The sequence below is a fragment of the Methylobacterium sp. PvP105 genome, from assembly GCF_017876975.1.
GTDB lineage: Bacteria > Pseudomonadota > Alphaproteobacteria > Rhizobiales > Beijerinckiaceae > Methylobacterium > Methylobacterium radiotolerans.
Map to the genome: position 1 here is coordinate 5,401,949 of NZ_JAGIPA010000001.1, position 13,135 is coordinate 5,415,083.

Consider the following 13,135-nt stretch of genomic DNA (forward strand, 5'->3'; position numbering starts at 1 on the left):
GGCGGGCGGCACGTCGGGCACCCGCACGGGGGAGGACGGTTAGACCGAAGCGGCCGGCGCCACAAGCGGCGCGGGACCAGGCCCCGGCCCCCGCACCACGGCCGCGGCGCGCCCTACCCCACCAGTGGCGGCAGCGGCGGGGCCGCGGGGCCGCCCTCCGGCGGGGCCGTGCGGGCGACGTTCATCGTCATGGCGAGCAGCGCGTAGTAGCCGTTGATGCCGGTCAGATCGATCGCCCCCTGCTCGCCGAAGCGCGCGACCAGGGCCGCGTAGGTCGCGTCGCTCACCGCGCGGTTGCGCGTCAGCTCGGTCGAGAACGCGTAGGCCAGGGCCTCGTCGGCGCTCATCGTGTCGGGGCGGCGCCCCTCGGCCAGCGCCTGCGCGGTCTCGGGGGCGACCCCGGCCTTCAGGGCGATCGGGTGGTGGATCGCCCACTCGACCGGCTGGCTCCACTCCCGCGCGACCACCAGGATCGCGAACTCGCTGATGCGCAGCGGCAGGACGCTGCCGTAGCGCAGGTACTGGCCCATCCGGCTCGCGCAGAGCATCAGCTCGGGGCTGCGCAGGAGCGGCACGAACGGTCCGAAGACCGGGACGCCGCGCTCGGCCCGGAACGCGGCCGCCGCTTCGGCCTGCGCCGGGGACAGGCTGCCGTCCGGGATCTCCGGCATGCGCTCCGCGCTGGTCTGACCGGTGGTCATGCGTTTCCCCTCCGTGCTCCGGCACCGACGCGCGGCCCGCTCTGGATTTCCGGTCTCCGTGCGCCTAGACCATTGGGGCTCACCGGCACGCACCGCGCCCGACCGGGCCGCGATCCCTGAACGCCAGCGAGGCTTACGGCTTTGGCCCTCCCCGTCAACGAACGCCGGCGCATCATGCTGCTCACGGGCGCGAGCCGGGGCATCGGCCACGCCACCGTCAAGCGCTTCTCGGCCGCGGGCTGGCGGGTGATCACCTGCTCGCGCCACGCCTTCCCGGAGAACTGCCCCTGGGAGATGGGGCCCGAGGACCACCTGCAGGTCGACCTCGCCGACGCGCAGGACACGGTCCGCGCCGTCGAGGAGGTGCGGGGCCGGCTCGCCGCCGAGGGCGGGGTGCTGCACGCGCTGGTCAACAATGCCGGCATCTCGCCGAAGGGGCCGGAGGGCGAGCGCCTCGGCGCGCTGGCCACCGAGTTCGACACGTGGCAGCGGGTGTTCCAGGTCAACCTCTTCGCCACGATCCTGCTGGCCCGGGGCCTGCGCGAGGAACTGGCCCGGGCGAAGGGCTCGGTCGTCAACGTGACGTCGATCGCCGGCTCGCGCGTCCACCCCTTCGCGGGGGCAGCCTACGGCACCTCCAAGGCGGCTTTGGCGGGCCTGACCCGCGAGATGGCCGCCGATTTCGGGCCGCTCGGCGTGCGGGTGAACGCGATCTCGCCGGGCGAGATCGACACGTCGATCCTGTCGCCCGGCACCGAGAAGCTCGTCGAGCAGATCCCGCAGCGCCGGCTCGGCACGCCGGACGAGGTCGCCAAGGCGATCTACTTCCTGTGCACCGAGGCCTCGTCCTACGTGAACGGGGCCGAACTCCACATCAACGGCGGCCAGCACGTTTGACCAGATCGGACGCTTCCTCGGGCGCGGCGTCCGCGCGCCGGAACCCGGCGGCGCGCCGCGGGCGGCGCGCGCTCGCCCTCAGCCTGCTCGCGTGCGTCGCGCCGGTCGCGGTCGCCCGGGCCGAGCCCGGGATCCGGATCCTCGACCTGCCCTTCAAGGTGCGGGCGCTGCGCGGCTCGCGCAGCGAGGCCGCGGTCTCGGTCGCGACCTCCGGGCTGCTGCCGATCACCGGCGGCAAGTCCGGCGCGCAGACCGGCGCGCAGACCGGCGCCCAGCAGGCCGGCGACGAGGAGAGCGCGCCGATCGCCGTGGTCTGGGGCGACGACGGCGGCGCCGTGCTCGCCCTGGCGGAGGGCACCGTCACCGTGCGGCCGATCGGCAGGGATGCAGTCGAGGGATTGACCGCCGCCGAGACGCCGCGCGGGGCCCTGCCGGGCTCGCGCCGCGCCCTCTCGGGCCCCCTGAGCGCCTACCTCACCGGGCGCACCCGCGCCCCCGACGGCGGCGCGGCCGCCGCGGTCCTGACGATCCGCGAGCGCCAGCCGATGGCGGTGAGCACCGATCCGAAGCCCGTTCCCGTGGCGACCGCGACGGTGCCGGCGGGGGGCGAGGCCGTGTTCGCGCCCCTGCGGCCGCGCCTGCTGCGCCTCGGAGGCCGCCCGGCGCTGCTGGCGGCGACGCTGTCCGGCGCGGATACCGGCGGCCTCGCGCTGATCGACCGGCCCGCCGGCGATCCGGGCGCGGCCTGGGCCGTCGCTGCCCGCACGCCCGCCCAGCCGGGACCGCCGCTGAAGATCGCCGGCATCGCGGACTTCTCCGGGTCCGGCGCCCCCCAGGCCGCGACGGTCAGCGCCAGGGGCAGGCTCCAGCTCTGGACGCTGCGCCCCGACGCGATCGAGCCCGCCGGCGAGGCCGCGGGCTACGCGGCCGGCGACGGCGATTCGGATCTCGCCGTGACCGATCCGGCCGGCGGCAGCCCCGAGCTCGTCCTGCCGGTGGCGGGCCGGCCGGAGATCGCCTTCGTGGCGGCCAGGGGCGGCCTGCACGAGCGGGCGCGCGTGCCCCTGCCCGCCCCCGCCGAGACCGGCATCGTCGTCCTCGGCGCGGGCGCGACGGCGCGGCTGCTCGTCGGCCTCGCCGACGGCCGGGTGGCCGTCGTGGCAACCGACGGGGGCAAGCCGTGACCGCGGGCGCACCGGATCCCGACAGCCGCCTGTTCCCGGCCCGGCCCTTCGTGGGCGCGTCGATCGCGGTGATCCGCGGCGACCGGGTCCTGCTGGCGGCGCGGGCCAACGAGCCGATGCGCGGCGTCTGGACCCTGCCGGGCGGCCTCGTGGAGGCGGGCGAATCCCTGGCCGAGGCGGCCCTGCGGGAGCTGTCCGAGGAGGTCGGCCTGCCGGCGGAGGTGGTCGGCGTGCTCTCGCCCACCGAGATCATCGTCCGGGACGAGGCCGGCCGGGCCCGGCATCACTACGTCGTCCACCCGCACGCCGCCCTGTGGCGCGGCGGCGAGCCCGTGGCCGGGCCCGAGGCCCTGGGCACCCGGTGGGCGACGCTCGCGGAGGTGGCGACCCTCCCGACCACGCCCGGCCTGGCCGACACCCTGCGCGAGGCCTTCGCGCGGGTGGCGGCCCGGGGCGAAGACGGGAGCGCGGGGATGCGGGGCGGGGAGGCGACGGCGTGAGGCGCCCCGCGACCCTCCTGTGCCTGCTGGCGCTCCCGTACTTGCTGGCGCTCCTGGCCGGTCCGGTCGCCGCGCCGGCCCAGGCGCAGCAGCGCTCCGGCCGGAGCGGCGCGCCCGCCAGGGAGGCCGCGAAGGAGGCGCCCAAGGACGCGTCCAAGGACGCGACCGCCCCCGCGGACGTGCCGGCGCCCTACGACCGCGACCTGCTGCGCATGTCCGAGATCATCGGTGCCCTGGCGTTCCTGCGGAACCTCTGCGCGGCCCCGGACGCGGCCGACTGGCCGGCCCGCATGAAGGCGCTGATCGACTCCGAGGGCGTGACCCCGGCCCGCCGCGACCGGCTGGCCGGTGCCTACAACCGGGGCTACCGCGGCTACGCGCTGACCTACCGGGTTTGCACGCCCGCGGCCCACGAGGCGGCCGCCCGGTACGTCGCCGAGGGCGACCGGCTGTCGCACGCCCTGGCCGGGCGTTTCGGGGGGTGATGCAGGCGCAACACACGGGGCGCCGATGCCGGCGAAACACCGGATTTGAGCGTCCGTGTTAACCGATCCGAAATTCTCGGCTGGCCGAGCCGCCGGGACCTGCTTATCATCCATTGTGTCCGCCGGGCCCCGTGTCCGGCGCAATGGAAGTATCGGGCCATGCAGCACAGCTCTCACACCGCCCCCATCGAGGTCGATGTCGAGGAGAAACGCGTCGCGCTGAGTTACGTCTCGGAAGCGTTCGCGGAAGGCTGCCTCGATGGACTCGACGGTGACTGCATGGCTCAAGCCGCCCTGTTCGCGGCCTTTCAGGAACTGGTGACGACGTACGGCGAGGAGGCCACGGCCCGCTACGCGGAGGGCTTCCCCGAGCGCATCCGCGGGGGGGCCTTCACCACGACGCTCCAGCATTGAGCCGCATCGCGCGCGTGAGCGCGGACGGTTGAGGCGCGGGCGGTCAGCGACTACGTCCCGGATCCGCGGTCCGGCCTGCCGGACCGCCCGCTCCCCGAGGAATCGCCGCCCATGCCCGTCGCCCTGCTGCCGGATCGCGCCCTGGTCACCGTCACCGGGCCGGACGCCACGACGCTGCTCCAGGGCGTCCTGACCTGCAACGTCGAGACGCTCCGGCCCGGTGAGGCGCGCCTCGGCGCCCTGCTGACGCCGCAGGGCAAGATCCTGTTCGATTTCCTGATCTCGCGGATCCCGGACGGCTTCCGGTTCGACGTGCTGGCCGACAGGGCCGCGGACCTCGCCAAGCGCCTGACGCTCTACCGCCTGCGCGCGCAGGCGACCATCGCGGCCGACCCGACCGTCGCGGTCGCGGCGGCCTGGGCCGGCGCCACCCCGCCCGCCGCGGAGGCCGTGGCCGATACCCGCGCCGTCGATCTCGGCGCCCGCCTCTACGCCGCCGCGGGCGCCTTCTCGGCGGACGCCGCCGAGGCCGACTACCACGCGCACCGGATCGCCCTCGGCGTGCCCGAGGGCGGGCGCGACTTCGCCTTCGGCGACGCCTTCCCGCACGAGGCGCTGATGGATCAGCTCGGCGGCGTCGACTTCCGCAAGGGCTGCTATGTCGGCCAGGAGGTGGTCTCGCGGATGCAGCACCGGGGCACGGCCCGGACCCGCATCCTGGCCGCAGCCTACCCGGACGCGGCGCCCGCGCCCGGCACCGAGATCACGGCGGGCGGCAAGGTGCTCGGCACCGCGGGCAGCGCGGCCGGGAACCGCGGCCTCGCCACGATCCGCCTCGACCGCCTGGGCGACGCGCTGGCCGCCGGCGAGACCCCGCGCGCGGGCGACCGCCCCGTGACGCTGGAGCGCCCGGCCTGCGCGACCTTCGCCATGCCGGACGCGGCGACGAGCGCGGCCGAGTAGGACCGCGAGGCGGCGCACGGGCTCGGAGCGGGGGCAGCGGCTCGTCCCGGCGCGCCGAAGCGGCCGCGGAAGCCGGTGCCCGCCCCGGCGGTGGCGTTCCGCTCCTGTTCTCGTTACCGTCGCCGCATGTCCGAGACCAGCCTCATCGATCATCCCGACGGCTGCCCGCGCTGCTGGTGGGCCGGCCTCGACCCGCTCTACGTCGCCTATCACGACACCGAGTGGGGCGTGCCCGAGCATGACGGCCGCGCCCTCTACGAGAAGCTGATCCTCGACGGCTTCCAGGCCGGCCTGTCGTGGATCACCATCCTGCGCCGCCGGGACGGGTTCCGCGACGCCTTCGCCGGGTTCGATCCGGAGCGGATCGCCCGCTTCACCGAGGCGGACGTCGCGCGGCTGATGGCCGACACCCGCATCATCCGCAACCGCGCCAAGATCCAGGGCACCGTCGCGGGCGCCCGGGCCTGGCTGCGGATCGAGGAGCGCGGCCCCGGCTTCGCGCGCTTCCTGTGGGACTTCGTCGACGGCCGGCCGGTCCAGGGCACCGCCCGGACCCGCGCGGAGATCGCCACCGAGACGCCGGTCTCCCGGGCGATCGGGAAGGCCCTGAAGGCGGAGGGCTTCTCCTTCTGCGGGCCGACGATCGTGCACGCCTTCATGCAGGCGGTGGGCATGGTCAACGACCACCTCGTCGGCTGCCACCGGCACGGGCCCTGCGCCGAACTGGGCCGGATCCGGTGAGCGCGCCGCCGCGCGCGTGGCAGCGCATGCTCTCCGGCCGGCGCCTCGACCTCCTCGACCCGGCGCCCGGGGACATCGAGATCGCCGACATCGCCCACGGCCTCGCCCGGGTCGCGCGCTGGAACGGCCAGACCCGCGGGCCGCACGTCTTCTCGGTGGCCCAGCACAGCCTGCTGGTCGAGGCCGTGGGCCGCCACCTCGATCCCGGCTGCACCGACCGGGACGGGCTCGAGCTGCTCCTGCACGACGCGCCGGAATACGTGGTCGGCGACATCATCTCGCCGCTCAAGGCCGCCATCGGCGACGCCTATCGCGGCGTCGAGCTGCGCCTGCTCGACGCGGTGCGCCGCCGCTTCGGCCTCGCCGCCCCGTCGGCCGCGCTCGCCGGCCTCGTGAAGCGGGCCGACCGGATCGCCGCCCACGTCGAGGCGGTGCGCCTCGCGGGCTTCGCCCGCGAGGAGGCCGAGCGCTATTTCGGCCCCTCGGTCGCCCTGCCCGCCCCGGTGCCGGCCCTGGCCGAGCCGTGGCCGACCGCCGAGGCCGAGGCGCGGTTCCTCGCGCGCTTCACCGCCCTGTCTCCGCCCTGACGGATCTCCGCCCTCGATCCGTCACGATCGCAGGTCACTGGCGCCCCACCATGCCGACCCTCCACGTCTGTCCGCTCTCGCGCCTGCCCGAGACCGTCGCCGCCACCGGCGCGAGCCACGTGCTCACGCTGATCAATGTCGGCACGCCGCTGGAGCGGCCGGCCGTGATCGACGCCGAGAACCACGCCGTCATCGGGGTCAGCGACATCGCGGCGGCGCGCGACGGACACGTTTTGCCGGCTGAAGAACACGTGGCCCGGGTCCTCGACTTCGTCCGGACCTGGCCGCGGGAGAAGCCGCTGGTGATCCACTGCTACGCCGGGATCAGCCGCTCGACGGCGGCGGCCTACATCGCGGCCTGCGCGCTGGCGCCGGAGCGCGACGAGGCGGCGATCGCCGACGCCCTGCGGGCCGCCTCGCCCTCGGCCACGCCCAACCCCCTGTTCGTGGCGATCGCCGACCGGATGCTCGACCGCGACGGCCGCATGGTCGCGGCGATCGCGCGCATCGGTCGCGGCGCCGACGCCTTCGAGGGCACGCCGTTCACCCTCGCGCTGGCGTGAACCGTCGGACGCCAAGTGTGGCGCAAACGCCGCCGCCCGCGTCCAAAACGGTCAGGACCCGGCCGGCGGACGGTCCCCCTGGGTTGTGGGCATTGGGGATCGCGCCGTACAACCACCCCCAAAGGAAGTATCTGGGATGAGTGCGAGCAGACCCGAGGTGGCCCCCGCCGCCGGCGACCTGCCCTTCGAGAAGGCGCTGGAACAGCTCGAGGAAATCGTGCGCCGGCTCGAGCGCGGCGACGTGCCGCTCGACGAATCGGTCGCGATCTACGAGCGCGGCGAGGTGCTGAAGAAGCATTGCGAGGCGCTGCTGAAGCGGGCCGAGGCGCGGATCCAGCGGATCACGCTGGGCTCCGACGGGCGGCCCGAGGGCGTCGCCCCACTCGACATGTCCTGAGGCTCGGCGGTCGAACCGATCCCATCCGTTAGAGGTTGATGCCGTGGCGATTACCCCCGAGCAGAATGCACTTCTCGACCGCGTTCCGTCTCCATCGGCGCTTCGGCGTCTTCCGGAGTCGGAGCTTCAGGCGGTGGCGGACGCGGTGCGCGCCGAGATGATCGACGCGGTCTCGATCACCGGCGGCCATCTCGGCTCGGGGCTGGGCGTGGTCGAGCTGACGGTGGCGCTGCACCACGTGTTCGACACCCCCGACGACCGCATCGTCTGGGACGTCGGCCACCAGTGCTACCCGCACAAGATCCTCACCGAGCGCCGCGACCGGATCCGCACGCTGCGCCAGGGCGGCGGCCTGTCGGGCTTCACCAAGCGGAGCGAGAGCGTCTACGATCCCTTCGGCGCCGCCCACTCCTCGACCTCGATCTCGGCCGCGCTGGGCATGGCGGTCGCCCGCGACCTCGACAACGCCACCGCCAAGCAGAAGGGCGGCGCGCAGAAGCGCCGCAACGCCATCGCGGTGATCGGCGACGGCTCGATGTCGGCCGGCATGGCCTACGAGGCCCTCAACAACGCCGGCGCCCTGCACTCGCGCCTGATCGTCATCCTCAACGACAACGACATGTCGATCGCGCCCCCCGTCGGTGCCATGTCGGCCTACCTCGCAAGGCTGGCGTCGGGCGGCGCCTACCAGTCCCTGCGCGAGACCGCCAAGCAGCTCGGCAAGCTCCTGCCCAAGGCGCTCTACCAGCGCGCCGCCGCGGCCGAGGAGTACGCCCGCTCGCTGGTGGTCGGCGGCGGCACCATGTTCGAGGAGATGGGCTTCCACTACGTCGGCCCCGTCGACGGGCACAACCTCGACCACCTGCTGCCGGTGCTCAAGAACGTCCGCGACGCCGAGCACGGCCCGATCCTGCTCCACGTCGTCACCCAGAAGGGCAAGGGCTACGCGCCGGCCGAGGCCTCGGCCGACCGCTACCACGGCGTGGTCAAGTTCGACGTGGTCTCAGGGATCCAGGCCAAGGCCAAGCCGAACGCGCCGGCCTACACGCGGGTGTTCGGCGAGAGCCTGATCAAGGCGGCCGACGCCGACGACAAGGTCGTGGCGATCACCGCCGCCATGCCGGGCGGGACCGGCATCGACCTGTTCGGCAAGGCGCACCCGGACAAGACCTTCGACGTGGGCATCGCCGAGCAGCACGCGGTGACGTTCGCGGGCGGCCTGGCGACCGAGGGCTACCGGCCGTTCGTGGCGATCTACTCGACCTTCCTGCAGCGGGCCTACGACCAGGTGGTGCACGACGTGGCGCTGCAGAACCTGCCCGTGCGGTTCTGCCTGGACCGGGCGGGCCTGGTCGGCGCGGACGGGGCGACGCACGCGGGCGCGTTCGACCTGGCGTACCTGTGCTGCCTGCCGAACATGACCGTGATGGCGGCGGCCGACGAGGCCGAGCTGGTGCACATGGTGGCGACCGCCCACGCCCACGACACGGGCCCGATCGCGCTGCGCTACCCGCGCGGCGAGGGGGTGGGCGTCGAGCTTCCGGAGCGGGGCGAGGTCCTGGCGATCGGCAAGGGCCGGGTGGTGCGCCGGGACGCGGAGGCGCGGGTGGCGCTCCTGTCGCTCGGCACGCGCCTGGCGGAGGCCTTGAAGGCGGCGGACGCGCTGGCCGAGCAGGGCGTGGCGGTGACGGTGGCGGACGCGCGGTTCGCCAAGCCGCTGGACGAGGCGCTGATCCTGGATCTGGCGCGCGACCACGAGGTGCTGATCACGGTGGAGGAGGGCTCGCGGGGCGGGTTCGGCGCGATGGTGCTGCACCTGCTGGCCGAGCGCGGCGCGCTGGACGCGGGCGGCGTGCGGGTGCGGACCATGACGCTGCCGGACGCCTACCAGGACCACGACAGCCCGGAGAAGATGTACGCAGAGGCAGGCCTCGACGCCAAAACCATCGTCCGGACCGCCCTCGACACACTGCCGGCAGAGACCGCCAAGGCCGAGCCGGCGAGCAACGTCGTGAGCGTGCGCCGCCGCCCGCGCTGACGCCACGGTCCGCTACGGGTCTCCCGACCACGCACCGCAACCTGAGGCGGCGGAGCGCAGCGTAGCCCTCGAAGGAGCCGTCCAGAGGTCTCGCGATCCCTGGAATGCTCCTCCGAGGTCCGCCGGCGCGGGCACCTCAGGATGAGGGCGTGGAAGGGGGCCCGGGGTGATTGCCCTACCCCAGCGCCTGCGCCACCGCCCTGCCGCAGGCCTCCGTGTCGGCGTTGCCGCCGAGGTCGCGGGTGCGCAGCGTCCGCTCGGACAGCACCCGCTCGATCCCGCTGACGATCTCGGCCGCCGCCGCGTGCTCGCCGAGATGCTCCAGCATCATCGCCCCCGACCAGATCTGGCCGATCGGGTTGGCGATCCCCTGCCCGGCGATGTCCGGCGCCGAGCCGTGGACCGGCTCGAACACGGAAGGATGCACCCGCTCCGGGTTGATGTTGCCGGACGGCGCGATGCCGATCGTGCCCGTGCAGGCCGGCCCCAGATCCGACAGGATGTCGCCGAACAGGTTGGAGGCGACCACCACGTCGAACCGGTCCGGGTTGAGGACGAAATGCGCGGTCAGGATGTCGATGTGGTACTGGTCCCACCGCACGTCCGGATAGGCCCCGGCCACCGCCCTCACCCGCTCGTCCCAGTACGGCATGGTGATCGAGATGCCGTTCGACTTCGTGGCCGAGGTCAGGTGCTTCTTCGGGCGCTTCTGGGCCAGCTCGAAGGCGAACCTGAGGATCCGGTCGGTCCCGTGGCGGGTCATGATCGTCTCCTGCAGGGCGAATTCCCGCTCCGTGCCGGCGAACATCCGGCCGCCCGCGTTCGAGTACTCGCCCTCGGTGTTCTCCCGGACCACCCAGAAGTCGATGTCGCCGGGCTCCCGGTCGGCGAGCGGGCACTTCACCCCCGGCATCAGCCGCACCGGACGCAGGTTGGCGTACTGGTCGAATTCCCGCCGGAACAGGATCAGCGAGCCCCAGAGGGAGACGTGGTCGGGCACCCGCTCCGGCATGCCGACGGCGCCGAAAAAGATCGCGTCGTGGGTCTCGATCCGCGCCTTCCAGTCCTCCGGCATCATCCGGCCGTGCCGCTCGTAGTAGTCGCAGCTGGCGAAATCGAACCAGTCGAGCTGGAGGCTGAAGCCGTGCCGCTTGGCGGCCTGCTCCAGCACGCGCACGCCCTCCGGCACCACCTCCTTGCCGATGCCGTCGCCGGGGATCACCGCGATGCGGTAGCGGCGCTGCTGGCTGTTCTCCGGAGTGGCCATGAATCCTCCACGCGTCTCGAGGGCGGCCCCGTGCGGAGCCCGGGTCGCCGGCGTCAGGTGATTGGTCCGCGCCGGCACCGGGTCAACACCACAGCCTGACAATCAGTCGGTTTCACCCGCCATCGCCCGGCGCTGGCGGTCGAGCTCCTCGCTGTAGCGCTTGAGCGTGTGGCTCTCGGTGAGCAGGCCCAGCACCTTCCGGCTCTCGGCGCTCTCGACGACCGCGAGCGCCTCGCTCTCGGTCCTGTCGAAGGCGGCGGCGGCGTCCTTGGCGTTCATGCCCGGCGTGAGGAAATCGTCCGCGTGCAGGAGCAGGTCGGCGAGGACCGGCTGCGCGTCGGCGCCGGCATCCCGGACGGCCGCGTGCGCCTCGGGCACGTTCAGGATGCCGGCGTAGCGCCCGCCCCCGTCCACGGCGATCACCCGGGAGGGCGAGCCGAGGGGATGGGCGCGCAGGAAGGTGGGCAGCGGCGTGTCCAGCGCCACGGTGCCGGGATTGCGGCGCATCAGCCGGCCGACGGTCAGCGAGCGGATCCAGCCGACGTCGTGGGGGCTGCGGATGCTCTCGCCGCGCAGGTGGAAGCGCCAGGTGGCGAAGGAGTAGCCGAAGGTCTTGCGCACGGTGAGGGAGGACGCGATCACAGCCGCCAGGACGACGCCGGTGATCGGCAGGCTGCCGGTGACCTCCAGCGCCAGGAACGTCATGGTGAGCGGGCCGCCGATGACCGCCACCGCGAGGGCGCTCATGCCGATCACCGCGTAGGCGAGCGGCGTCAGGCCGAAATCCGCCAGCGGCGGCACCAGCACCGGGGCAAGGGCGGCGAACAGCTTGCCGGCGATGGCCCCGAGGAACAGGGACGCGAAGAACAGGCCGCCGCGGAAGCCCGAGCCGATCGAGATCGCCGAGGCCGTGGCCTTGGCGGCGAACAGCGCGGCCAGGACCGCGATGCCGTGCCCCTGCCCCTCGGCGGCGAAGTGCATGTGCAGGGCGCCGTGGCCGCCCGACAGCACCTGCGGCGTCGCCAGCAGCGCCAGCGCGCCGACGCACAGGCCGCCGAAGGCGGGCGCCGCCACCCGCGGCACGCCGGACGCCTGGACGAGGCGCTCGACCAGGGTGACGCCGCGCATGATCAGGATGCCGAGGCCCGCGCAGAACAGCCCGAGGGCGAGGCTCGGCAGGATCTCCAGGCTGGTGACGTGCGAGGTCGTGACCGCCTGCATGTCGCCGAGATCGACGAGCGGCTGCGCCTCGATCAGGGCGCGCGAGATCAGGTTGCCGCAGAGCGCCGCGACGACCACGGGCGTCAGCGTGGCGATCGAGTAGGTGCCGATGATCAGCTCGAAGGCGTAGAACGCGCCGGCGAGCGGCGCCCCGAAGCCGGCCGCGATCGCCCCGGCCGCGCCGCAGCCCACCAGGGTGCGCAGGTCGCTGCGCCGCACCTCGAAGGCGATGCCTAGCCGCGAGGCGAGGCCGGAGGCGATCTGTGTGTAGCCGGCTTCGAGTCCCACCGAGGCGCCGGACCCGTTCGAGATGACGTTCTGGAGGGCGAGGTAGAGGCTGTCGCGCAGGGACATGCGGCCGCCGTGCAGGGCGTTGGCCTCGATGGGATCGATGGCCGGGCGCCTGCGCGGGCCGCGGACGTAGTTGGCGACGACGATCAGCAGGCCGAGGACGGCGCCGCCGAGGCACGGGCCCACGAGCAGGAGCGCCGGCGACACGGCGTCGACGGCGCTGAGGCGCGCGCCCGCGGGCAGCTGGTAGAGCAGCTCGCGCAGGGTCTGGGTGATCCAGGTCATGGCCGAGACCGCCACGCCGGCGACGCAGCCCACCAGGGTCGCGAGGGCGACGAGGCCGCCCTCGCTCCGGCGGACAAGGCTGCGGAGCCGTCCGGGGGCCTGGACGAGGCCAGCCCCCGCCCAGCGCCGGCGCGGCCGCCGGCCCGGCCCGGCGGCCGATCGGGCCGGCACGTCGGCCGATCCGTTGCCGGGCGCCCTGTTCCCGCCGGCGGCGGCCGCTGGCTGTCGCGCGCTCACGGTCCGCCCCTCGCCTCCGGTCCGTCCGATCGGCGCCGCCGCCGCGTCGACCCCGCCGTCGCAGTTACAGCCGGGTCCGATCCCGTTGCAAACGGGCGGTGTGGCGGGGGCGCGACCGGCCCCGGCGCGGGGGACCCGGACGGCGCTATCCACGAAGTCGAAATCCCGTGCACACATCGCCTTGAAAACTGCCGCGGCCCACGATACACCCCGCGCCAGTGCCGCCGTAGCTCAGTTGGTTAGAGCACCAGATTGTGGATCTGGGGGTCCCCCGTTCGAGCCGGGGCGGTGGTACCATCCATTCAGCTCGACAGCGCGAGGGGTTGGCGGATCGCCAGCCCCTTTTGCTTGTGCGCGGACGGCG

The 13,135-nt window shown here is 74.0% G+C and carries 14 protein-coding genes and 1 tRNA gene; 12 read left to right on the top strand and 3 right to left on the bottom strand.

All coding sequences use genetic code 11. The features are described from left to right. Positions 1 to 113: 113 nt before the first annotated feature. On the bottom strand, positions 114 to 701 hold the full coding sequence (locus tag J3A75_RS37105; protein WP_012320912.1) for a carboxymuconolactone decarboxylase family protein: 588 nt from the start codon (positions 699 to 701) through the stop codon (positions 114 to 116). Positions 702 to 875: 174 nt separating this feature from the next. Here J3A75_RS37105 and J3A75_RS26315 point away from each other — a divergent pair, with 174 nt between their 5' ends. The 11 genes from J3A75_RS26315 (at position 876) to dxs (ending at position 9,470) form a co-directional block, all read left to right on the top strand. Then, complete coding sequence (locus tag J3A75_RS26315; RefSeq protein ID WP_041372745.1) at positions 876 to 1,598, top strand: SDR family NAD(P)-dependent oxidoreductase; 723 nt, start codon at positions 876 to 878, stop codon at positions 1,596 to 1,598. Continuing rightward, complete coding sequence (locus J3A75_RS26320) at positions 1,595 to 2,782, top strand: hypothetical protein (protein WP_083374390.1); 1,188 nt, start codon at positions 1,595 to 1,597, stop codon at positions 2,780 to 2,782. The genes J3A75_RS26315 and J3A75_RS26320 overlap by 4 nt, the downstream gene beginning before the upstream one ends. Beyond that, positions 2,779 to 3,282, top strand: coding sequence for an NUDIX hydrolase (locus J3A75_RS26325; RefSeq protein WP_012320915.1), 504 nt, complete (start codon positions 2,779 to 2,781; stop codon positions 3,280 to 3,282). The genes J3A75_RS26320 and J3A75_RS26325 overlap by 4 nt, the downstream gene beginning before the upstream one ends. Beyond that, the gene (locus J3A75_RS26330) at positions 3,279 to 3,767 is read left to right on the top strand and encodes a TIGR02301 family protein (protein ID WP_012320916.1); all 489 of its coding nucleotides are present in this window, start codon (positions 3,279 to 3,281) and stop codon (positions 3,765 to 3,767) included. The genes J3A75_RS26325 and J3A75_RS26330 overlap by 4 nt, the downstream gene beginning before the upstream one ends. Positions 3,768 to 3,926: 159 nt before the next feature. Then, positions 3,927 to 4,181, top strand: coding sequence for a hypothetical protein (locus tag J3A75_RS26335; RefSeq protein ID WP_012320917.1), 255 nt, complete (start codon positions 3,927 to 3,929; stop codon positions 4,179 to 4,181). A 111-nt stretch (positions 4,182 to 4,292) separates the two neighbouring features. Beyond that, positions 4,293 to 5,144: a YgfZ/GcvT domain-containing protein gene (locus tag J3A75_RS26340; RefSeq protein WP_012320918.1), complete on the top strand. Its 852-nt coding sequence runs from the start codon at positions 4,293 to 4,295 to the stop codon at positions 5,142 to 5,144. A gap of 126 nt (positions 5,145 to 5,270) precedes the next feature. Continuing rightward, positions 5,271 to 5,885 (top strand): DNA-3-methyladenine glycosylase I, encoded by a 615-nt coding sequence (locus J3A75_RS26345; protein ID WP_071000054.1) that lies wholly within the window; start codon positions 5,271 to 5,273, stop codon positions 5,883 to 5,885. A gap of 26 nt (positions 5,886 to 5,911) precedes the next feature. Beyond that, positions 5,912 to 6,472 (top strand): hydrolase, encoded by a 561-nt coding sequence (locus J3A75_RS26350; protein ID WP_012320920.1) that lies wholly within the window; start codon positions 5,912 to 5,914, stop codon positions 6,470 to 6,472. Between the two features lie 50 nt (positions 6,473 to 6,522). Next, the gene (locus tag J3A75_RS26355; protein WP_043074346.1) at positions 6,523 to 7,035 is read left to right on the top strand and encodes a tyrosine phosphatase family protein; all 513 of its coding nucleotides are present in this window, start codon (positions 6,523 to 6,525) and stop codon (positions 7,033 to 7,035) included. Between the two features lie 136 nt (positions 7,036 to 7,171). Further along, a complete protein-coding gene (locus J3A75_RS26360; RefSeq protein WP_012320922.1) occupies positions 7,172 to 7,432 on the top strand; it encodes an exodeoxyribonuclease VII small subunit in 261 nt (86 codons plus the stop codon). Between the two features lie 43 nt (positions 7,433 to 7,475). Further along, on the top strand, positions 7,476 to 9,470 hold the full coding sequence (gene dxs / locus J3A75_RS26365) for a 1-deoxy-D-xylulose-5-phosphate synthase (protein ID WP_209650816.1): 1,995 nt from the start codon (positions 7,476 to 7,478) through the stop codon (positions 9,468 to 9,470). Positions 9,471 to 9,645: 175 nt separating this feature from the next. On the opposite strand, the gene J3A75_RS26370 is transcribed toward dxs, so the two are convergent. After that, positions 9,646 to 10,737: a tartrate dehydrogenase gene (locus J3A75_RS26370; RefSeq protein WP_071000055.1), complete on the bottom strand. Its 1,092-nt coding sequence runs from the start codon at positions 10,735 to 10,737 to the stop codon at positions 9,646 to 9,648. Positions 10,738 to 10,839: 102 nt separating this feature from the next. Continuing rightward, on the bottom strand, positions 10,840 to 12,534 hold the full coding sequence (locus tag J3A75_RS26375; protein ID WP_234742127.1) for a chloride channel protein: 1,695 nt from the start codon (positions 12,532 to 12,534) through the stop codon (positions 10,840 to 10,842). Positions 12,535 to 12,991: 457 nt separating this feature from the next. On the opposite strand from J3A75_RS26375, the gene J3A75_RS26380 reads away from it, so the two are divergent. After that, a tRNA-His gene (locus tag J3A75_RS26380) sits at positions 12,992 to 13,068 on the top strand. Positions 13,069 to 13,135 lie beyond the last annotated feature (67 nt).